At 63.9% G+C, this 20,064-nt stretch carries 22 protein-coding genes; 14 read left to right on the top strand and 8 right to left on the bottom strand.

Features of this window, described 5'->3' with window-relative positions; genetic code table 11:
* Positions 1–141 precede the first annotated feature (141 nt).
* From fdhA to ACFVSI_RS09450, 5 genes are all read left to right on the top strand, one after another.
* Entirely contained in the window at positions 142–1,359 is a 1,218-nt protein-coding gene (gene fdhA / locus ACFVSI_RS09470) for a formaldehyde dehydrogenase, glutathione-independent (protein WP_387822357.1), read from the top strand.
* Positions 1,360–1,481: 122 nt separating this feature from the next.
* A complete protein-coding gene (locus ACFVSI_RS09465) occupies positions 1,482–2,711 on the top strand; it encodes a molybdopterin molybdotransferase MoeA (RefSeq protein WP_387822355.1) in 1,230 nt (409 codons plus the stop codon).
* An 81-nt stretch (positions 2,712–2,792) separates the two neighbouring features.
* Entirely contained in the window at positions 2,793–3,599 is an 807-nt protein-coding gene (locus ACFVSI_RS09460; protein WP_387822476.1) for an IclR family transcriptional regulator, read from the top strand.
* A gap of 245 nt (positions 3,600–3,844) precedes the next feature.
* The gene (locus tag ACFVSI_RS09455) at positions 3,845–5,863 is read left to right on the top strand and encodes a BCCT family transporter (RefSeq protein ID WP_387822352.1); all 2,019 of its coding nucleotides are present in this window, start codon (positions 3,845–3,847) and stop codon (positions 5,861–5,863) included.
* Between the two features lie 47 nt (positions 5,864–5,910).
* Entirely contained in the window at positions 5,911–6,084 is a 174-nt protein-coding gene (locus ACFVSI_RS09450; RefSeq protein WP_186313620.1) for a hypothetical protein, read from the top strand.
* Positions 6,085–6,166: 82 nt separating this feature from the next.
* Here ACFVSI_RS09450 and ACFVSI_RS09445 read toward each other — a convergent pair whose 3' ends face one another.
* A complete protein-coding gene (locus ACFVSI_RS09445; RefSeq protein ID WP_387822349.1) occupies positions 6,167–6,862 on the bottom strand; it encodes a fasciclin domain-containing protein in 696 nt (231 codons plus the stop codon).
* Between the two features lie 229 nt (positions 6,863–7,091).
* Positions 7,092–7,466 (bottom strand): VOC family protein, encoded by a 375-nt coding sequence (locus ACFVSI_RS09440; protein ID WP_387822346.1) that lies wholly within the window; start codon positions 7,464–7,466, stop codon positions 7,092–7,094.
* Positions 7,467–7,650: 184 nt separating this feature from the next.
* Between ACFVSI_RS09440 and ACFVSI_RS09435 the strand changes: the two genes are divergently transcribed.
* Complete coding sequence (locus ACFVSI_RS09435) at positions 7,651–8,223, top strand: GNAT family N-acetyltransferase (protein WP_387822344.1); 573 nt, start codon at positions 7,651–7,653, stop codon at positions 8,221–8,223.
* 70 nt (positions 8,224–8,293) lie between these two features.
* Here ACFVSI_RS09435 and ACFVSI_RS09430 read toward each other — a convergent pair whose 3' ends face one another.
* The gene (locus tag ACFVSI_RS09430; protein ID WP_387822341.1) at positions 8,294–9,058 is read right to left on the bottom strand and encodes an IclR family transcriptional regulator; all 765 of its coding nucleotides are present in this window, start codon (positions 9,056–9,058) and stop codon (positions 8,294–8,296) included.
* Between the two features lie 172 nt (positions 9,059–9,230).
* On the opposite strand from ACFVSI_RS09430, the gene ACFVSI_RS09425 reads away from it, so the two are divergent.
* Genes ACFVSI_RS09425 through ACFVSI_RS09415 form a run of 3 tightly spaced genes read left to right on the top strand, consistent with a single transcriptional unit; the run spans position 9,231 to position 11,897 of the window.
* Entirely contained in the window at positions 9,231–9,947 is a 717-nt protein-coding gene (locus tag ACFVSI_RS09425) for a CoA transferase subunit A (protein WP_387822338.1), read from the top strand.
* A gap of 34 nt (positions 9,948–9,981) precedes the next feature.
* Positions 9,982–10,686 (top strand): CoA transferase subunit B, encoded by a 705-nt coding sequence (locus ACFVSI_RS09420; RefSeq protein WP_387822335.1) that lies wholly within the window; start codon positions 9,982–9,984, stop codon positions 10,684–10,686.
* Positions 10,683–11,897: an acetyl-CoA acetyltransferase gene (locus tag ACFVSI_RS09415; RefSeq protein ID WP_387822333.1), complete on the top strand. Its 1,215-nt coding sequence runs from the start codon at positions 10,683–10,685 to the stop codon at positions 11,895–11,897. The genes ACFVSI_RS09420 and ACFVSI_RS09415 overlap by 4 nt, the downstream gene beginning before the upstream one ends.
* A 79-nt stretch (positions 11,898–11,976) precedes the next feature.
* On the opposite strand, the gene ACFVSI_RS09410 is transcribed toward ACFVSI_RS09415, so the two are convergent.
* On the bottom strand, positions 11,977–12,660 hold the full coding sequence (locus ACFVSI_RS09410; RefSeq protein WP_387822330.1) for an ankyrin repeat domain-containing protein: 684 nt from the start codon (positions 12,658–12,660) through the stop codon (positions 11,977–11,979).
* Positions 12,661–12,722: 62 nt separating this feature from the next.
* Complete coding sequence (locus ACFVSI_RS09405) at positions 12,723–13,295, bottom strand: heme-binding protein (protein ID WP_387822328.1); 573 nt, start codon at positions 13,293–13,295, stop codon at positions 12,723–12,725.
* A gap of 184 nt (positions 13,296–13,479) precedes the next feature.
* On the opposite strand from ACFVSI_RS09405, the gene ACFVSI_RS09400 reads away from it, so the two are divergent.
* The 5 genes from ACFVSI_RS09400 to ACFVSI_RS09380 all read left to right on the top strand — a co-directional run bounded on the left by ACFVSI_RS09400 (position 13,480) and on the right by ACFVSI_RS09380 (position 17,723).
* Positions 13,480–14,706 (top strand): sensor histidine kinase, encoded by a 1,227-nt coding sequence (locus ACFVSI_RS09400; protein ID WP_387822325.1) that lies wholly within the window; start codon positions 13,480–13,482, stop codon positions 14,704–14,706.
* Positions 14,703–15,329, top strand: coding sequence for a response regulator (locus ACFVSI_RS09395; protein ID WP_387822322.1), 627 nt, complete (start codon positions 14,703–14,705; stop codon positions 15,327–15,329). The genes ACFVSI_RS09400 and ACFVSI_RS09395 overlap by 4 nt, the downstream gene beginning before the upstream one ends.
* 26 nt (positions 15,330–15,355) lie before the next feature.
* Positions 15,356–15,922 carry an HdeD family acid-resistance protein gene (locus ACFVSI_RS09390; RefSeq protein ID WP_387822319.1) on the top strand — a complete coding sequence of 189 codons (567 nt, stop codon included), beginning with the start codon at positions 15,356–15,358 and terminating at the stop codon, positions 15,920–15,922.
* Positions 15,923–15,995: 73 nt separating this feature from the next.
* Positions 15,996–16,802, top strand: a complete 807-nt coding sequence (locus tag ACFVSI_RS09385) for an exodeoxyribonuclease III (protein ID WP_387822316.1) — start codon at positions 15,996–15,998, stop codon at positions 16,800–16,802.
* Positions 16,803–16,838: 36 nt separating this feature from the next.
* Positions 16,839–17,723: a hypothetical protein gene (locus tag ACFVSI_RS09380; protein WP_387822313.1), complete on the top strand. Its 885-nt coding sequence runs from the start codon at positions 16,839–16,841 to the stop codon at positions 17,721–17,723.
* On the opposite strand, the gene ACFVSI_RS09375 is transcribed toward ACFVSI_RS09380, so the two are convergent.
* The 3 genes from ACFVSI_RS09375 to ACFVSI_RS09365 all read right to left on the bottom strand — a co-directional run bounded on the left by ACFVSI_RS09375 (position 17,720) and on the right by ACFVSI_RS09365 (position 20,063).
* Positions 17,720–18,778: a LacI family DNA-binding transcriptional regulator gene (locus ACFVSI_RS09375; protein ID WP_387822310.1), complete on the bottom strand. Its 1,059-nt coding sequence runs from the start codon at positions 18,776–18,778 to the stop codon at positions 17,720–17,722. The genes ACFVSI_RS09380 and ACFVSI_RS09375 overlap by 4 nt on opposite strands.
* A gap of 134 nt (positions 18,779–18,912) precedes the next feature.
* Positions 18,913–19,119, bottom strand: a complete 207-nt coding sequence (locus tag ACFVSI_RS09370) for a hypothetical protein (RefSeq protein WP_387822308.1) — start codon at positions 19,117–19,119, stop codon at positions 18,913–18,915.
* A gap of 59 nt (positions 19,120–19,178) precedes the next feature.
* Positions 19,179–20,063 (bottom strand): carbohydrate ABC transporter permease, encoded by an 885-nt coding sequence (locus ACFVSI_RS09365; protein WP_387822306.1) that lies wholly within the window; start codon positions 20,061–20,063, stop codon positions 19,179–19,181.
* Position 20,064: the final 1 nt, after the last annotated feature.

Genomic DNA, 20,064 nt, shown 5'->3' with positions numbered 1-20,064 from the left:
GTTTGTCCGCATAACCAACCGTCCAACGGTCCGTGAATGGTGCTTCGGTGACCTGAAACCTGGGGAGGTATTTCTCATCGAAGCACCGCTTTCGGACTGTTGGGCGGGCAGTTCAACAACAGCAAGGAACAGGGAGTAACCATGTCAGGAAACAAAGCAGTCGCCTACAAGGAACCCGGTGTCGTTGAAATCATCGACACCGACTACCCAACGTTTGAGCTCAAGGATGGGCCCGGCGTCAACCCTGCCAACGTCGGCAGGAAAGTCCCGCACGGTGTCATTCTGCGGACAGTCACCACCAATATCTGCGGTTCGGACCAGCACATGGTCCGCGGGCGCACCACTGCGCCCAAGAACCTGGTCCTCGGCCACGAAATCACCGGTGAAGTAGTGGAGGTGGGACCCGACGTCGAATTCATCAAAGTAGGTGACATCGTCTCGGTGCCGTTCAACATCTCCTGTGGACGCTGCCGGAACTGCAAGGAGCAGAAGACCGGCATCTGCCTCAACGTCAACCCCGACCGCCCCGGCAGTGCCTACGGCTACGTCGACATGGGCGGCTGGGTGGGTGGCCAGGCAGAATACGTACTGGTCCCCTACGCCGACTGGAACCTCCTGCGCTTCCCGGACCGCGACCAGGCCCTTGAGAAGATCATGGACCTGACCATGCTCTCGGACATTTTCCCCACCGGCTTCCACGGCGCTGTCACCGCCGGCGTCGGAGTCGGTTCCACCGTGTACGTGGCCGGAGCCGGTCCCGTGGGTATCGCCGCCGCCGTCGGCGCCCAACTGTTGGGGGCCGCCGTCGTGATTGTGGGCGACATGAACGAAGACCGCCTCGCCCAGGCACGATCCTTCGGTTGCGAAACCGTCAACGTTTCGCAGGGCGATCCCAAGGACCAGATCGAGCAGATCCTCGGCGTGCCCGAGGTGGACTGCGGCGTTGACGCCGTGGGCTTCGAAGCCCGCGGTCACGGCAAGGATGCCTCCCACGAGGCTCCGGCCACCGTGCTGAACTCCCTGATGGACATCACTGCAGCCGGTGGCGCCCTGGGCATCCCCGGCCTGTACGTCACGGGCGACCCGGGTGGAATCGACGACGCCGCCAAGCACGGATCCCTCTCGCTGTCCCTGGGCACCGGCTGGGCCAAGTCCCTGTCCTTCACCACCGGACAATGCCCGGTGATGAAGTACAACCGCCAGCTCATGATGGCGATCCTCCACGACAAGGTCCAGATCGCCAAGGCAGTGAACGCCAAGGCGATTCCGCTCGAAGACGCACCCCGCGGTTACGCAGAGTTCGACGCTGGAGCGGCAACTAAGTTCGTACTGAACCCCAACGGCTACGTGAAGAACTAGTACACCGGGTTTAAGTACGTACCAACAGATGCCGGGGACGGCGCGGCAGAATTACGGGAAGGCCGTGCAGTCCCCGGCATCTGTGCCCCCACCACAAAGCACCACCCAGGAAGCGGACACCCATGCTTGCACACAAGGAGTTACCGGTCCGGTCGGACCACGCCACTACATGGGAAGAAGCGCGGCAACTCGCCTACCGCTGCGCCGTTCCGCTGCCTTCCGCGACAACAAGCCTGGATATGGCCGTCGGCTGTGCCGTGGCCCAGGATGTCATTGCGCGCATGGACCTCCCCCACTACGCGTCGTCGGCCATGGACGGCTGGGCCATCAATGGCACCGGCCCCTGGACCGTCGTCCGGTCCGGACGCCGTTTGTCTGCCGGCGAAGCCAGTGTCATCGCCACCGGCGGCCTCATTCCTGCAGGCGCCACCAGCGTGCTTCGCAAGGAAAGCGGACGGATAGACGACGGCGGAGTCCTCACCCTGCTGCCCGACGCACAACCAGGCGAAATACGCCCCGGGCGGCACATCCGTCCGGCCGGCGAAGAAGCCACCGCCGGGGACATCCTCATCCCTGCCGGAACGGTACTCAATCCGGCACACCTTGCCCTCGCCGCTGTGGCGGGACACGACCAGGTCCTGGTGCAGCGCAAGCCGGGGGTCGCCGTCGTACTGACTGGTTCGGAAGTCATCACCTCAGGTGAGCCAGCGCCCGGACAGGTGCGCGACGCCTTTGGCCCGCAGCTCAATGCCGTCATTCCACAGCTCGGAGGGATTGCGCTGGGGCAGACACGGATCGGTGACTCGTACGACGAATGGCTGGCAGCGCTGGCCGGCGCCGGAGCCGGGCAGCGGCCCGACGTAACGATCACCACCGGCGGAACCGGAAAATCCGGGACGGACCACTTCCGTGCGGCCGTCGAAGCCCTCGGCGGGCGGCTCCTGCTGGACGGCGTCGCCATGCGTCCGGGCCACCCTGCGGTGATGGCCGAACTTCCCGATGGCCGCTTCATTATTGGGCTGCCGGGCAATCCGCTGGCGGCCATGCTGGCACTCATGACCCTCGGAGAGCCGCTGCTTGCTGCCCTGGGAAACCGACCCTTCCGGGAAGCAACTCCCATGCTCTCCGGCACCGACATAGAGCCCGTCCCCGGAAAAACACGTCTGATGCCGTGCAGCATTGTCCACGGCCTCGTGTTTCCCGCCTCCCACACAGGCTCCGGGATGATGCGCGGGCTCGCGTGGGCCGACGGGTACATGGCGGTGCCGCCGGAAGGAGCAGCCGCCGGCGAACCGGTTCCCGTCCTGCCCCTGCCGTGGACAACGCCCAGGCAGTCCCGGAACTCCGTCTAGGATGAGGGAAGACGAGGGTGCAGACCGTCCGTGGGTAGCAGGCCCCGGGCTGCCTGCCTGGACAACGACACACGAGGCACCATGGCCGCACGCAGCAACCCGGACTTGGACAAGGACGCGGACTCCCAGGGCGGAGGCGTCCAGTCGGTGGACCGTGCCCTGCAGATCCTCGAGATCCTGGCCCGTGAAGGCGATGCCGGAGTCAGCGAAATCGCTGACGAGATGGGCATCCACAAATCCACCGTATCCCGGCTGGTCGGCTCCCTTGTGGCCCGTGACCTGGTCCGGCAGAACAGCGAGCGCGGCAAGTACCAGCTGGGTTTCGGCATCCTCCGGCTGGCCTCATCCATTCCGGGCAGGCTCAGTGTTGTGCATGAGGCCCGGGAAGTCCTGGAGGCCCTGGCCCACGACTACAAGGAAACGGTCAACCTCGCCGTTTTGAGGTCCAATTACGCGGTCAACGTGGACCAGGCCATGGGGCCCTCAACACTGGCAACCTATGACTGGGTGGGCAGCCTGACGCCACTGCACGCAACCTCCAGCGGCAAGGTCCTCCTGGCCGCCCTGACGGCCGACGAAAGAACCCAGGTCTTCAAGGCGGTCGGCCTGCCGGCCCGGACACCACGGACCGTGACGAACCGCGGGGAGCTGGAGAAGCAGCTGCTGGATGTGGCGCGCAACGGGTACGCCGTTGTCCACGAAGAGTTTGAAATAGGGCTTACTGCTGTCGCTGTGCCCATCTACAACCACACAGGCACTGTTATCGCTTCAGTGAGCATCTCCGGACCTGCGTTCCGTTTTTCGCCCGAGGACCAGCCGGGGCTTATCGACGGACTGCGTGAGGCCGGGCTGACCATCAGCGCCCGGATGGGGTACAGGCACCGCTAAGCGGCACCGCCCCGCCCTCCGCAACAGCTCTCATGATATGCAACGCCCCATGTCAAGGCCAATTGATATATCAAGTTGCCGTCAAAGAGCCGAAAAGCCTTGACTTTCCCGTGTGACGCGGCGCACTCTGTTGCTTAGCGCGAATCTTGTTGATTCATGCGGAACGACACAATCTCCCTTCGAATGCAGGCCGTTAGGGCATTCATCCAAGAAAAACCATGACTCGCCGAGCAAAGGACCCGCTCATGGCTACAAACAGTGACACAAAACCCTTAACACCGGAGGAGTTACCAGCTGACGATCGTCCGGCAGGTAATTCAGCGGCCCACCCCGTCCACGTGGAGGTTTCTGAGGAAATCATCAGCGCCTCCCCCGACGCAAGCAAGGCAACAGCCCTCAACGACGAGGTCGGGGGCGCAGGAACCCTCCCCGATGCTGAAGAATACGAACAGATCCTGGTGGAACTGCGCCACGCCAAGACCGAGCAGGCCGTCACGGCCCGCCGGAACCAGAAACTTACCCTCGACAAAGTCACTTTCGGGATCACGGGCGCCATCGCCGTCGCCTTCGTGGTCTGGGGCTTTGTCGGACGCGACAGCCTGTCCGAAACATCCAAAGATGCCCTGAACTGGGTTATGGAATACACAGGCTGGCTGTTCATGGTCCTCGCCTCGTTGTTCGTCGTCTTCGTCCTGTGGTTGGCATTGGGCAAATTCGGCAATATCCCGCTTGGCAAGGACGGGGAGAAGCCCGAATTCCGCACTGTTTCCTGGGTAGCCATGATGTTCGCGGCAGGCATGGGCATCGGCCTCATGTTCTACGGTGTGGCCGAGCCGCTGTACCACTACATCTCTCCCCCGCCGGGGACAGTTGACGGCCGCACACCTGCCGCCATCCAGACAGCAATGGCCACCTCGATCTTCCACTGGACCCTCCACCCCTGGGCCATGTACGCCGTGGTCGGCATCGCCATGGCCTACGGAACGTACCGCCTGGGCCGCAGGCAGTTGGTGTCCGCGGCGTTCACTTCCCTGTTCGGTATCCGCATGGTTGAAGGCCCCGTTGGCAAGTTCATCAACATCCTGGCCATCTTCGCCACGCTCTTTGGCACTGCCGCTTCCCTGGGTCTTGGTGCCCTCCAGATCGGCAGCGGCATGACGTCGAATGGATGGCTCGGTGAGGTCGGCACTCCCGTGCTTGTGGTCATCGTCGCCATCTTGACCTTCTGCTTCGTGGCGTCGGCCGTCTCCGGCATCAGCCGGGGAATCCAGTGGCTCTCCAACATCAACATGGTGCTTGCCGTGGTGCTGGCGCTCATCGTGTTCGTTGCAGGTCCCACCCTGTTCATCCTCAACCTGATCCCCTCCGCGATCGGCGACTACGCCCGCGACCTCGCTGAGATGTCATCCCGGACGGAAGCCGTGGGCGACGAGGCATTGCGCAGCTGGATGACCAGCTGGACCATCTTCTACTGGGCCTGGTGGATTTCCTGGACGCCCTTCGTAGGCCTCTTCATCGCCCGCATCAGCCGCGGACGCACCATCCGCCAGTTCGTCACCGGCGTCCTGCTGGTGCCCAGCATTGTCAGCGTGATCTGGTTCGGAATCTTCGGCGGAGCCGCTTTCAACGTCCAGCAGGAAGCTGACAAGGCAGGCACCCCCGGCCTGGTGACCACCACCAATGGCGTACCGTCCGTTAACTTCGACGGCGCGCTCTTCGATCTGGTCAAGAATCTGGGCATGCCCGGATGGGCTACGGCCGCTGTCATCGTACTGGCCATGGTGCTCGTGGCAATCTTCTTCATCACCGGTGCCGACGCGGCGTCCATCGTCATGGGATCGCTCAGCTCCAACGGGGCAGAACACCCGCGCCGCGCCGTCGTCATCTTCTGGGGAAGCCTCACAGGTGCCGTTGCCGCCGTCATGCTTTTGGCTGGTGGCGATGAACCATCCGAAGCCCTGGCCGGGTTGCAAAGAGTCACCATTGTTGCGGCGCTGCCGTTCGTCATCGTGATGCTGCTGCTCTGCTTCGCCCTGACCAAGGACCTCCGGCGCGATCCGTTGTCGCTGCACAGGCGCCTGGCCACGTCGGTGGTGGACCGTGCCATCCGGACCGGCGTGGAACAACACGGCGGCGTGCAATTCGACCTTGTCACCAGGCACGAGTGTGCCGGGAAGTGCAACGAATCGGATTGTCCCGGCGGAACGGCTACCGGAACCATCCCGCTGGTGGGCGAACCTCCGCTGAACTCCGGCAGCAAATAGCCGGCCACACAACAGTCCCAATTTCCCCCCACACAGTTAGGTCCCCCATGTCCTACGTCACCACCGAAGGAACCGTCCGGCTCAGCAGCCAGTCAAACGATGTGACCCTCACTTTGGACGCTTCCAAACCCATGACGGTCCGCATCCAGCTCGATCACTGCCCCTGCGGATCCGAACATAGCCGCCCCGGCTCGTACGTCGACAGCGAGCTGAACAGCTAGTCCTTCTACAACAAAGCAGGCGCCGGAATCCCGGCGCCTGCTTTTGTGTGTTCTGCGAGAGGCTGCTGCGTGAGGCCAAGGCCTACTTGGGCATCAGCACGGAGTCGATCAGGTAGACCGTGGCGTTGGCCGTGTGAACGCCGCCGCAGATGACGTTTGCTCCGTCGACCGTGAGGGCATCCTTGGTACCCGCAACCGTCACTTCGCCACCCTGGACAGTCTTGTGGGTGCCGACGATCTTGTCCGGAGTGATCTGACCGGGTACCACGTGGTAAGTCAGGATCTTGCTGAGGGTAGCGTCATCGGTCTTCAGCGCCTCGATGGTGGCGGGGTCGATCTTGGCGAACGCGTCGTCAACCGGCGCGAATACCGTGAACTCGCTGCCGTTCAGGGTGGAGACCAGGTCCACCTTGGGGTTGAGCTTGCCGGAAACAGCGGCGGTAAGGGTCTTCAGCAGCGGGTTGTTGGAGGCCGCTACAGCTACGGGATCCTGGGCCATGCCCGTGACGGAACCTGCGCCGCTGGGAACCTGCGAGGCGTACCCGGCGCAGCCGGGGCCCACGAGGTCACGGGCAGGGTCCATGGCGGTGCTTGCCGAGGAGGACGCCGACGGCGACGGCGCCATCGACGAAGGAGCCGCCGACGAGCTCATCGGAGCGGGGGCGGAGGAAGAAGAAGGTGAGCTGGAGGTGCTGGAGCCACCACAGGCAGTGAGCCCGAGAAGGGTGGCTGCAGTGAGGCCAACGAAGGCGAGGGCGGGGCGCTTTGTGGACAACATGTCATTCTCCTTGTTTTCGGAACCAGGGCGTTGGATCCATCGGGTGGTGGGACACGGGCCGCAAGTACCTCTTTTGCTGTACCTCCGGTTTGTGTCTCACCAGCTATTCGGAGGATGGGACGGGGTGGATGGGTGCAGATTGAAAAACTTTTTTGAACTCCGTGCAACGCGGGGTCACTTATGGCCCATTGAGGGCGTATTTACGGGCCATAAGTGACCCCGCGTTGTTCTAGAAGTACGGCTTGGTGATCAGCTCGAGCGCATGGCCGGAAGGATCCTTGAAGTAGACCCCGCGGCCGCCATGCTCCGTATTGGTCTCACCTGGCCGGGTCATCTGCGGATCCGCCCAATGTTCGACGCCGGCACTCACCAGCTGCTGGTAGGCGCGGTCAAAGTGGGCCTCCTCCACCAGGAAGGCGTAGTGCTGCATCTGGATCTCCACCGGCGGTTCGGCAAACTGAAGCATCACGCCACCGGCAAGCGAGAGGTTGCTGAACGGACCCCAGGCGGGGGCTTCGTCGGCTTCGAGGATGGAACGGTAGAACTCTGCGGACACGGTGCGGTCACGCGAGGCGATGATGGTGTGGTTGAAAAGTGCGGGCATGCAGGTCTCCTGTGTTCAGTGGAATGTCTGATGGGTTCATCGATCCACAAGGAGGTGCGCGCGCAGCACCCGCGAAGCGCGTCAGTGGTCGGCCGGGTAGCCGATCCGTGCAGGGCCGAGGCCCGATCCGGTCATCACGCTGGACAGTCTAGCGGAGCGTGTGCGCCGGTGACAGGATGGGCTGATGGCTATCGAAGTCCGTCCCGCCACAGAGTTCGACGACGTCAAAACCATGGTGGGACCCAAGCGCCCCGATTCCAACGTGTGCTGGTGCCTGAGCTACAGGATTCCGTCCAAGCTGAACCTGAGCCTCCAACGCCAGGAGCGCGGAAAGTACGTCGAGAAGCTGGTCGCCGAGGACCCGCCTCCCGGTGTTTTGGCGTACGACGGCGACGAAGTAGTCGGGTGGGCGGCCGTCCACCCGCGTGCGGATACAAGCTTCGCAACGAACCGAAAGATCCCGCATGCGGACGACTCCGAGGTCTGGTCCGTGTGGTGCATCCGCGTGCGGCCTGGGCACCGTGGAAAGGGGATTTCGCACGCACTCCTGCAAGGCGCCATAGAGTTCGCCAGGAGCCACGGCGCCCCGGCCATCGAGGGCTATCCCGTGGACAACAAGGGCGGGAAGGTCGACCTGACCATGGCGTACGTGGGCACACGGAGGCTCTTTGAGAAGGCCGGCTTCACGAAGGTCGCCGAGACCACGTCCGTGCTCAACGGATTCCCCCGAGTACTGATGCGCCTGAACCTCGGCTAACCCACCCAACTAGGGGACACATAACGTTCCACCGAGCCCTCAGTGGAACGTTATCTGTCCCCTAGTTGGGTCAGGGGGACTGCAAGCGGGCCGTCATCCGGTGCGCTTCCTCGAGTAACAGCTTGCCGAGGAACTCCTGCCGGTCCGGACGGAAGCGGGGTTCGATTCCTGTAAGCGAAAGAGCCCACGCCGGCCGTCCCTGGGTGTCGAACACTGCCGCCCCCATCCCCCAGCTGCCTTCCAGGATCAACCCGGGATTCACGGAGTAGCCTGCTAACCGGGTCTTCTCCAGGTTGCCCCGGACGACGTCGGCAGTGTGCCCCGCAGCGAAGTCGCCAGCGTGGGCACCCCAGTTCCCCAGCAGGGACTCCTGTTCCTCCTCCGGCAAGAACGCCATGATCGCAGTGCCCGCGGAGGCTATCCCCAAAGGGAACCGGACCCCTTCGTGCAGCACGAAGGAGCGCACCGGAAACGATCCCTCCTCTCGCAACACGCAGACAGTCTCATTGCCGCGGCGGATGGAAAAGAAGGCGCTCTCCCCTGTCTCAGCAGCCAAGCGTCGCAGGGACGGCCGGGCAATGTCCTCCATGGGAAAACGCGCGGCGGCTACCGAGCCCAGCAGGAAGACCTCGGGGCCCAGCACCCACTTTCCAGTGCCGGAGTCGTGTTCCAGCAGGCCTTCGGCGGCAAGGGAGCTCAGGAGCCGGTGAACCGTGGGCCTGGTCAATCCGGATTCCCGCACCAAACCGGCCAACGAGGTTCCTTCCGGCTTGCGGCCCACCAGGCGCAGCAGCAACGCAACGCGGCCGACTACTTGGGCTCCCTGCACCGACATAACACTCCTTCCAACAAGAATTCATCCACAATATGGACAAGTCCCAGCGTACCGTCCACACCGTGAGTAGCCCAAGGAACAGCCCATTGACGCCCCGCCCCGCAAAACCTAGGCTCCAAAACAGACACGAAGAACGTCCACAAAGTGGAACACACTCAATGAGGAGCCAAGCATGTCCAAACTCCACGCGAGCGCAGCCCAAGCGCTCCATGACCTTTTGGCAGACGGCCAGACCATCGCCGTCGGGGGTTTCGGCCTCAGCGGCATCCCCGCCGACCTGATCGATGCCGTCCGCGAGTCGGGCGTCAAGGATCTCACCATCGTCTCGAACAACATGGGCATCGACGGCAAGGGCTTGGGAGTCCTCATCGAGGCGGGCCAGGTACGCAAGGTCATCGCCTCATACGTCGGCGAGAACAAACTGTTCGCTGAGCAGTACCTCGCGGGCCAGCTGGAGGTCGAGTTCACGCCGCAGGGCACCCTCGCTGAACGCCTCCGCGCAGGCGGCGCCGGCATCCCGGCCTTCTACACCCGCACCGGGGTGGGCACCCTGGTGGCCGAAGGCAAGCCCCTGGAAGAGTTCGACGGCGTGACTTACGTCCGCGAGCGCGCCATCACCGCCGATATCGCCTTGGTCCACGCGCACACCGCGGACACCGATGGCAACCTGATCTACCGCTATACGGCGCGGAACTTCAACCCTGTGGTGGCAACGGCAGGCGACGTGACCATCGCCGAGGCGGAAGTCATCGTGGAGCCCGGCCAACTGGACCCGAACCGCATCGTCACCCCTGGCGTCTACGTCCAGCGGCTGGTGCAGGCCACCGACCGCGTCAAGGACATCGAACAGCGCACGGTCCGCCAGCGCCTCGAAACCGTGGCCGTCTAAGCCGCCCTCCAAGCAGAGAAAAGGAGCACACACCATGGCATGGACACGTGACCAGATGGCTGCCATTGCGGCCGAAGAACTCAACGACGGCGACTACGTCAACCTCGGCATCGGCATCCCGACCCTTGTCGCCAACAACCTGCCCGACGGCGTGCGGGTGGTCCTCCAGAGCGAGAACGGCCTGCTCGGGATGGGCCCGTTCCCGTACGAGGGCGAGGAAGACGCCGACCTCATCAACGCCGGCAAGCAGACTGTCACCATCACCCCGGGCGGCAGCATCTTCGACTCGGCTACGTCGTTCGGGATGATCCGCGGCGGCCACGTCAAGGTCGCCATCCTCGGCGCCATGCAGGTCTCCGGCAGCGGGGACCTCGCCAACTGGACCATCCCCGGCAAGATGGTCAAGGGCATGGGTGGGGCCATGGACCTCGTCGCCGGTACACCCCGCGTGGTGGTCCTGACCGAGCACAACGCCAAGGATGGTTCAGCCAAGATCGTCACTGAATGCACGCTGCCCCTTACGGGCCTGAAGTGCGTGGACCGGATCATCACGGATCTCGCCGTATTCGACGTCGAGCCGGATGAATCGCACGACGGCGGCACGCGCCTGCTGCTGACCCGGCTCGCTCCTGGCGTCACCGTGGAGGAGATCCGGGACAAGACCGAGGCCGCGTTCGATGTCGCCCTGGAGGACAGCGCGGCTGCAGAAGCAGAAGCACTGGAAGGAGCCACGGCATGAGCCTCAAGGACCAATTCGGCAAGGACATCCTGCTCACAGGCTGGGGCCACAGCAAGTTCGGCAAGCTCACGGACGACACCCTGGAGACGCTGATCGTCGAGGTAGCCGGCGAAGCCATCAACAACTCCGGGCTGGACCCCAAGGACATCGACGAGATCTACCTTGGGCAGTTCAATTCCGGCATGCAGCCCCTGGGTTTCACGTCTTCGCTGGCGTTGCAGCTGTCTGCGGATCTGGCCAACGTTCCAGCCACGCGCACCGAGAATGCTTGCGCTTCAGGTTCTGCGGCGTTCCAGCAGGGAGTGAAGGCACTCCTCGCGGGCACGGCCCGGAATGTCCTGGTGATCGGGGCGGAAAAGATGACCGACGCCGGTGCCGACGTAGTTGGCGCGGCCCTCCTGGGCGCGTCCTATGAGATGGCCGGCAAGCCCTCGACCACCGGTTTCACGGGCCTTTTCGCGGAGGTTGCCCAGCACTACGACAAGCGCTACGGCTCATCGATCAGCAGCCCGGGATACGAGGCTGGCCTCGGAGATGTCTTGGGCTCCATCTCGGCCAAGAACCACCGCAACGGGATGGACAACCCGTACGCCCAGATGCACCGTGACATCGGCGAGGAGTTCTGCCGCACCATTTCAGACAAGAACCCCATGGTGGCCGAGCCCTTGCGCCGCACAGACTGTTCGCCGGTCTCCGACGGTGCTGCCGCCGTCGTACTGTCCACCCAAGCGACCAACGGCGCAACCGCAGCCGTGCGCCTTGCCGGATTTGGCCACGCGAACGATTTCTTCCCCGCGGAGAAGCGCGACCCCACCGAGTTCGCCGCCACGCGGGCTTCGTGGGAGCGGGCGTTCGGCATGGCTGGCGTTGAGGTAGGCGACCTGGACTTCGCGGAGGTGCACGACTGCTTCACGATCGCCGAACTCATCATGTACGAAGCCATGGGCCTGGCGCCGCGCGGCGAGGGTTCCCGGGCGATCAAGGAAGGCTGGGTATACAAGGACGGAAAGCTGCCCGTCAACGTGTCCGGCGGCTTGAAGGCAAAGGGCCACCCTGTTGGCGCCACGGGCGTGTCGCAGCACGTCATCGCGGCCATGCAACTGAGCGGGACAGCCGGGGACATGCAGCTCCCCAACGCCCGGCGCGGAGCGGTCCAGAACATGGGCGGCGTGGGCATCGCGAATTACGTGAGCATCCTCGAATCCCTCTAGGTACCCAACTAGGGGACAGATAACGTTCCACTGAGCGCTCAGTGGAACAAGTGCTGTCCCCTAGTTGGGTAGGCGGGGCTCAGCGGTTCCGGATCAGGGCCGCGATCTCCGTAAATCCGAGCCGCTCTGCGTTCTGCAGGGCGGTTCGGCCTTCGGGGTCGCGGATGTCCGGATCAGCCCCGGCCGCGAGCAACTGCCGCACCACGTCCTGCTGATTCGGTCCGCCGTTGTTGAGCAGGATCGCTTCCTGCATGGCGGTCCAGCCCAGGTTGTTCACATGGTTCACGGGCACACCGGCGGCAATGAGTATCCGCACCGTGTCCGTGTGCCCATGCTCACTCGCCGGAATCAGCGCTGTGCCGCCGTACCGGTTGATGCTACGGACATCGGCCCCGGCTTCCAACGTCAGCTGCAGGACTTCGTTGAATCCTTCAGCCCCTGCATAGAGGAACGCGGAGTCCTGAATGGCGTCCTTGGCGTTCACGTTCCCTCCAGCGGCGATCAGCTCCCGGACCCGGGCGGGATCGTTGGCTTTGGCGGCAAGGATCAGGAGCCGGTCGGTTTCCATTTGTGCCTCCGGAGACAGTGGGGTTGGGGTCACCGCAGCAGGGGACGACGACGCCGGGCTCGGGATCGCGTTGGATGCTGCGGTTGGGCTGGGAGCTACGGAAGTCGTGGCCGCGCTGGGAGGCGACGGCACCGCCGTCGAACATCCCGCCAGCACCCCAAGCACCACCACCAACCCGAGAGTTTTTGTACACATAACGCTCCCAAAACGCTTCCTTAAGGGCATTATCTGCACAAAAACTCCGAGAGGAGGCACGGCTACTTCGCCGCGGCCAGGGCGTCGGCTCCGGCGGTTGCGCAGGCTTCGTCGAGTGCACCGTCGGGGGCGCCGCCGACGCCGATACCCGCCACCGATACACCGTTCACCTTCAGCGGCACGCCACCGGAGAGGAACAAGGTGCCGGGGAGGTCGGCGATGGATGGGCCGTTGCCGTTGATGCGCTTGGCCAACTCGCTGGTGGGGGCACCGAAGGCCGCAGCGGTGTAGGCCTTCTGCTTTGCGGCTTCAATGGTGTGCTCAGCGGCGTTGTCTCCGCGAAGAAGTGCCTGGACGGTGCCGAAGCGGTCAACCAGGGCAACGGTCACGAACGGCAGCTTGTCGGCCTGGCACTTGGCGAGCGCGGCATTGACAGCCTTGCTGGATGCGCCCACCGTGATGCGGTTCTGGGCTACGACGTTCTCCGGTGCCGGCTGGACGTCCGCCGGAATCTTGGCAGCAGCAGCCTCAGGCACTGCTGACGGGGCAACAGCGTTGGCCACGGCTGTGATCCCGCCGGTGAGCAACAGTGCTCCGGCAGCGGCGGCGGCAAGCATCTTGTTGGGCTTCTTCATGGGTTCTCCTTGGATGTTCCGGGGTACAACTCCATGCTTCCGCGGGCCACTACAAAGCACATCGACCCAACGCAGCGCCCAACCTCAGCCTTTCCGGTGGTCGTATCAGCCAAAAGGTGGAGAGATTTGCAGCGACCCGGGACCTAGCATGGAAAGAGCGCCATCAACCGAACGGGAACCATCCATGACAGCAGGCACCAGGCCGCCAGCCGACGGTCAGAAAGACGGCCGCATCGACGTGGTGGTGCACCTCGGCTTCGCGGTGCTCATGGTCGCATCGGGCGTCCGGTACATCATGCGCCACTCCCCTGCCGACAACCTCTGGACCGTGGCCTTGGCCGCCGCATTGTGCGTGCTTTATGCCGTGACGGCCGCACTGGCCCGGCCAAAGGCGGCCCGGTCCATGACGGCCACGCCCCGTACGCCGCGTTGGAACGGGCCCCGCCAGCAACGCCGGAACCTGCCCCGCCGGAACCTGTGGATTCCGTGGATGATCGCCCTGGTGGCAGCGTGGTCAGCCCTTGTCATCGTTGCCCCGAGCTTCGCGTGGTGCTCTTTCGCCATCTTCTTCCTGACGCGCAGGGCTTTCAGCGGCTGGGCGGGCTACACCGCCAGCGGCGTGACCGCAGCTGCCACCGCCGTCGGGCTGTTCCGGATGAGCGGCTGGACCGACGTAGCCATGTTGCTCGGCCCGCTGGCCGCCGGTGCCCTGCTCACCCTGATCTACGACAAGATCGAGCGCGATCAGGAGCAGTTGGCCGCCACCGAACGGGAAGCCGGAATCGTTGCCGAACGCGAGCGCGTGTCGCGGGAAATCCACGACACCGTCACCCAAGGCCTCGCCAGCAGCCTGCTCCTCCTTGAAGCCGCGCAACGTTCCTGGCCTGAGGGTTCAGCCCAACGGGACGTAGTCAAGGCGTCGGAACTGCTGAGGCGGAACCTCGCCGACACCCGCACCCTGGTGCACGAACTGTCTGCGCCGGGCCTGGAATCCGGCCCCCTTCCCGAGGCGCTGCAGCACGCCGCGCGGCAGTACGTGGAGTCCATCGACGTCCACGTCACCGGGCAAGAGCGGCCCGTCCCCGCCGAGGTCCGCCATGCCTTGCTCCGCGTGACCCAGAGTGCGGCCGCCAACATCAAGCTCCACGCGCACGCGGACCACGCCAGCGTGACCCTCGGGTACCTCCCGGAGTCGGTCACCTTGGACGTGTACGACGACGGCCGCGGCTTCCATCCCGCAGCGGTACCTTCACCGTCGCCCACCGGAGGGTACGGCCTGCGGGCCATGCGGCAACGGGTGAAGCAGCTGGGTGGAGAATTGTCGGTGGAGAGCTCGCCGGGTGAAGGCACCATCATCGCGGCCCAGCTGCCGCTCAACCAGCCTGCCCGGTCGTCCAAGGAGGGCCCGTGACCACCATTTCCGTTCTGCTTGTGGATGACCACACCGTGGTCCGCAGCGGACTCAAGGCGCTGCTGGGCACCCAGGCCGACATCGCCGTCGTCGGTGACGTCTCCTCGGGTGAGGAAGCGCTGGAAGCCGTCCAGGAACATGCGCCCGCAGTGGTGCTGATGGACCTGTCCATGGGCGCCGGGATGGACGGGATCGAGGCCATCAAACAGCTGCGCCAGCGCAACCCGAAGCAGGCGGTGATCGTCTTCACTACCTACGACTCCGACGCCGACATCGTCCGGGCGGTGGACGCCGGAGCCATGGGGTACTTGCTCAAGGACGCCGCGCCCGAAGAGATCTTCGCGGCCGTTCGCGGCGCCGTCCAAGGCAAGAGCGTCATGAGCGCCCCCGTGGCTTCGAGGCTGTTCCAGCACCTGCGGAACCCTGACGAAGTGCTCACACCCAGGGAGGCGGAACTGCTCAGCCTCCTGACCCAGGGCCTCAGCAACCGGGACCTCGGCAAACGCCTCTTCATCTCCGAAGCCACGGTCAAAACACACCTGGCACACATCTACGCCAAGCTCGGGGTCGAGACGCGGGCGGCAGCCATCGCCACAGCCATCCGCCGCGAGGGGATGCGGTAAAGGCAGCCGTTGGTTACGCTGACCGTATGTCGGACACAACGGGTCGCAGAATGTTCACTACTCCGGGGACGGCTTTGTTGGTCCGGGGAGTCCTCGCCATACTTTTTGGGCTCTTGGTGCTGGTGTTGCCAAATGCCGCGGTGTTCGCTGTGGTGGTGGTGTTCGGGTTCTTCGCGATCATCGACGGCGTCACCAGCGTCGCCCACTACTTCTACGATCCCGCAGGACGCTCCGTCTGGAGCCTTGTGGGCGGATTCGTCTCCATCGCCGCCGGCATCCTGGCCATCGCATGGCCCGGTATTACCGCCGCCGCGATTGGCATCCTCATCGGACTATGGGCCTTGATGCTGGGAATCTCGCAGATCATCCTGGCGCTGGCCGCCCGCAGCTTCATCCGCAGCTGGGGCCTGTGGCTGCTGACCGGCCTCATCACCGCGGTCTTCGGGATTGTCGTCCTGGTCAACCCCGGTGTTGGGCTGCTGGGACTCACGGCAATGCTGGCCGCCTTTGCCATTGTGACGGGGCTGCTGCTGATCGCATCCGGCATCGGGCTCCGCAAGCTGGCCTCCACCCGGACGTTGTACGGGCACTAGTGCCGGCACTCGCGGGGACGGTAAAAAGCCGCGGGGGGATGCGCTCAGCGCCAAGTTCGGTAAGTTAGTGGCTGTGAAGATAGCTACCTGGAATGTGAACTCCCTCCGCGCCCGAGCCGACCGCGTGGAGGCCTGGCTTGAGCGCAGCGACTGCGATGTCCTGGCGATCCAGGAGACCAAGTGCAAGGACGAAAACTTCCCCTGGGAACTGTTTGAGCGCATGGGGTACGAGGTAGCGCACTTCGGCGTGAACCAGTGGAACGGCGTTGCCATCGCCTCCCGCGTGGGCCTCGAAGACGTGGAACGCACATTCGTTGACCAGCCCGCTTTCGGCAAGGCTGGCAAAGACCCCGCCCAGGAAGCGCGCGCCATCGCAGCCACCTGCGGCGGTATCCGCGTCTGGAGCCTCTACGTTCCCAACGGCCGGTCCCTGGACGACGAACACATGCCGTACAAGATCAAGTGGCTCGAAGTCCTTCGCGGCCAGGCCGCCGAGTGGGTCCAGGCCGACCCCAACGCCCAGATTGCCCTCATGGGTGACTGGAACATCGCCCCCTACGACGACGACGTCTGGGACATCGAGCTCTTCCGCAACAACAACTTCACCCACGTCAGCGAACCCGAGCGGGCAGCGTTCCATGCGTTCGAAACCGCCGGATTCACCGACGTCGTGCGTCCTTACACGCCGGGTCCCGGCGTCTACACGTACTGGGACTACACGCAGCTGCGCTTCCCGAAGAAGGAAGGCATGAGGATCGACTTCTGCCTGGCATCGGCCCCTCTCGCCGCAAGGGTCACGGGCGCGTCGATTGACCGCGAGGAGCGCAAGGGCAAGGGCGCATCCGACCACGCTCCAGTGATTGTGGAGCTCGCAGACTAGGCACCACTGACTCGTAATGAAAGGGGCTGGCCGGACATGAGTGGAAACCTGTACAGGGGCCAGGCCGGCCTGCCCTTTTCTTCGTCGTTACGCGTTTACGAGCCCCTTGAGGCGTTCCCTCCCGAACAGCAGCGCCAGTTGGTGGCGGAGAGCAGCCGGGCAGGTTCCCGGGCCGCCGTCGAAAATGCGGAACTCCAAGCCTCGTTGGGACGCATCACGCGTTCCGGCGGTGACCCCTTCCCCACAGGCCGCACCGACCTGGTGCGCATGACGCGCGTCCCGGTTGGGCGGCACGCCGCGCCGTCCAATGAAGAGGACGACGCCGGGCGGGTGCTTTACTGCCCCAGCCAACTGGTGATTCGGGCCGGCTTGGCGGCCAACGCGCTCATGGACGGGGTGCACAGCCCGCTGGCCGACCTGCTCATCCCGGTCTCGCAGCGGGACAAACACCAGATGCGTATCGACCGGATCAATGCCCGGGAAGATGCCAAACGGGTCCACACGCGGGCCTCCACCTGGGGAATCCCGTTCAGCTGGTTCTCGCTTTTTGCCGAGTCGGACCGCAAGGACGTGGTGGAATCCGAGGGACGGATCCTCACCGTGCGGGTGTGGACGCCGTTGACCGAGGCTTTGGAAAGAGCACGGTTTTCCGTCGCGCACCTGGCGCTGGCAGCCCCGGACCTGGACATGCTGGACGACCTGACCCAGCTCACCGAATGGCTCGAGCTGTTCCATGCGCAGTCCATGGTGGAGCTGGATTACGGCGCCGTGGCTGACAAAGTGTATCCGGACGATTCCCCCATGGACGTCCGGCTGGGCATCGAGTGCCTGGCCGAGGGCGACATGACCGGCGCCGCGGCGGCCTACAGGCGGCTTGCCTCCCGCTGGATTCCCATCCGGCAGCTGGCGCGCGCTTCCTAGTTTGAACTGTAGGGCGGGGCGGTGGTCTCGCGGATGATCAAATGGTGCGGCGCCACCTCCGAGTGCACGGCGCCGGGGTTGCCGTCGAGTTCGTCCAGCAGCATCCTGGTGGCCAGTTCCGCTTGGTTGTCGGGACGTTGGCCAACAGTGGTCAGGCCGAGCGAGGACGAAAAGTCGTGGTCATCAATGCCGATGACCGACAGATCCTCTGGCACTTTGACCCCGTGCCGTCCGGCCTCAAAAATCACGCCCATGGCCATCTCGTCCGACGAACAGAAAATCGCGGTCGGCTTGCGCCCGGGCTGGCTCCACAGGCGATTGAAGGCCCGCTGCCCACTCGCCACGGTGAAATCGCCCCATTGGTCCCATTCAGGGCGCACTTCCAAGCCGGCGTCTGACATGACTTCCTGGAAGGCGCGGATACGCACGCGGGGAACGTCGAAGTTCAAGTCCGTTTCGTCGTCGCCATGTAGCAGGGCGATGTCCTTGTGTCCCAAATCCAGCAGGTGTTTCACGGCGGTGGACGCGGCGTCGTAGTCGTTGATGCCAATGTAGGCGCAATCCTCGACGTGGCCGCCCACCACCACCAAGGGGATGTCGATCTTGTGGAGGTGCTCCAATTCATCCTCTGTCAAGGACATGCAGAGCACCAACAGGGCATCGATTTGTTTGTAGACCATGGTGGAGCTGAAGAGCCGCTCGCGGTTGCTGCCGTGTCCCCCAAGGTTAAACAAGGAGAGGTTGTACTTCCTTGAATGGAGTTCACGGTCTGCGCCCTCAATGGCTTTGGAGAAAAACCATCGACTTACGAAGGGAGCAAGGACGCCAATGGTGCGGGTGCGGCCCGTCGCCAGCCCCGAGGCCGACGACGACGCCACATAACCCAACTCTCCAGCGACCCTGAGGATTTTCTCCCGCGTTGCCGGAGAAACCCGTGGCAAGCCACGCACTGCACGCGAGACAGTCGCCGTTGAGACTCCGGCCGCCACGGCAACGTCCTCAATACTGACGCCGGCATGGCCGCCGCGTTGGGACCGCTCGTTCGTCTTTGCCACTGAAGCCCCCTTTTTGGTGCATGCCGAAAGCCGAGGGCTCGTTCCCGGACGGCACCTTCCAGCCTATTCCGCTTGCGTGCCGATCGCCGACTTCGCGTAGCTTGTTTCGACGTCGGTCAGTTACTGGTCTTCTCCTAACCAAGCCGCCGCGTGGTGCGCCGAGGCAACTTGCTGCGTAGACGGAGCATGCCCCAGAGGGCCAAAACAACGGCCAGAAGCCCCAAGGCCCAGCCCCACGCCGACTGTCCCGTGAGTTCCATCGAGACAGTGGCGATCAGGAGCACCAGGCCCCAGAAAGCCAGGAAGCCGATGATGATGTCGAAATCCTCCGCGGAACGCACCCGTTTGTTGCCCGCATCAGGCTTTGTGGGAGAGGACCGCCGTCGATCACCGTAACTTGTCACTTGACGGCGCCCGCCGTAAGGCCCGCAACGATCTTGCGCTGGAAGACCAATACCAGAATCACCAAAGGAATGGTGACCACGGTGCCCGCGGCCATAACGGCCGTGTACGGTTCCTGGTGAGGCTGTGCACCGGCAAAGTAAGCGATGGCTACAGTAACCGTTTTGGTTGAATCATTCGACAACTGGCTGGCGATAAGGAATTCATTCCAGGAGGCAATGAAGGCCAGGATCGCCGTGGTGAACGTTGCCGGCGCGGCCAGCGGAAGGATCACTTTCCGGAAGGCCTGTCCCTGCGTGCAGCCATCAATCCGTGCCGCTTCCTCGAGCTCCCACGGCATCTCGCGGAAGAACGAGGTCAACGTGTAAACCGTGAGCGGAAGAACGAAGGAGATGTTCGGGATGATCAGCGCTTGGTAGGTGCCGAACCAACCGATGTTGGTGAACAGCTGGAACAGCGGGGTTACCAAGGCGACGCCCGGGAACATTGAAGCGCCCAGGATGAAGCCGAGGACTACAAACTTGAACCGGAAGTTCAGCCGGGCCAACGCGTAGGCGGCGAAGACGCCAACCAGGAGCGCCACCACTGTAGTGACAGCGCCAACGATGAGGCTGTTCAACAGGTTTCTGCCGAAGTGGTTGCCCAGGCTCTCGTCGAACACCGTGGCAAAGTTGTCCCACGTGATGTGGGTAAAGAACGGCGTGGTGTCGAACGTATATCCGACATCGCGGAAGGCCGTAACAACCATCCAGTAGAAGGGTGCCAGGCACCAGATAAGGATGATCACGGCACTGATGTAAGTACGCAGCGACCCCCAGTTGAAGGCGCGTTTGGGCCGTTCAACCTGGCCGGTTGACGTCCTCGAAGCTGTAGCTGTGCTCATC

The sequence above is a fragment of the Paenarthrobacter sp. NPDC057981 genome (genome assembly GCF_042886835.1).
Lineage (GTDB): Bacteria > Actinomycetota > Actinomycetes > Actinomycetales > Micrococcaceae > Arthrobacter.
This window is presented reverse-complemented; position numbering and strand designations above follow the sequence as displayed.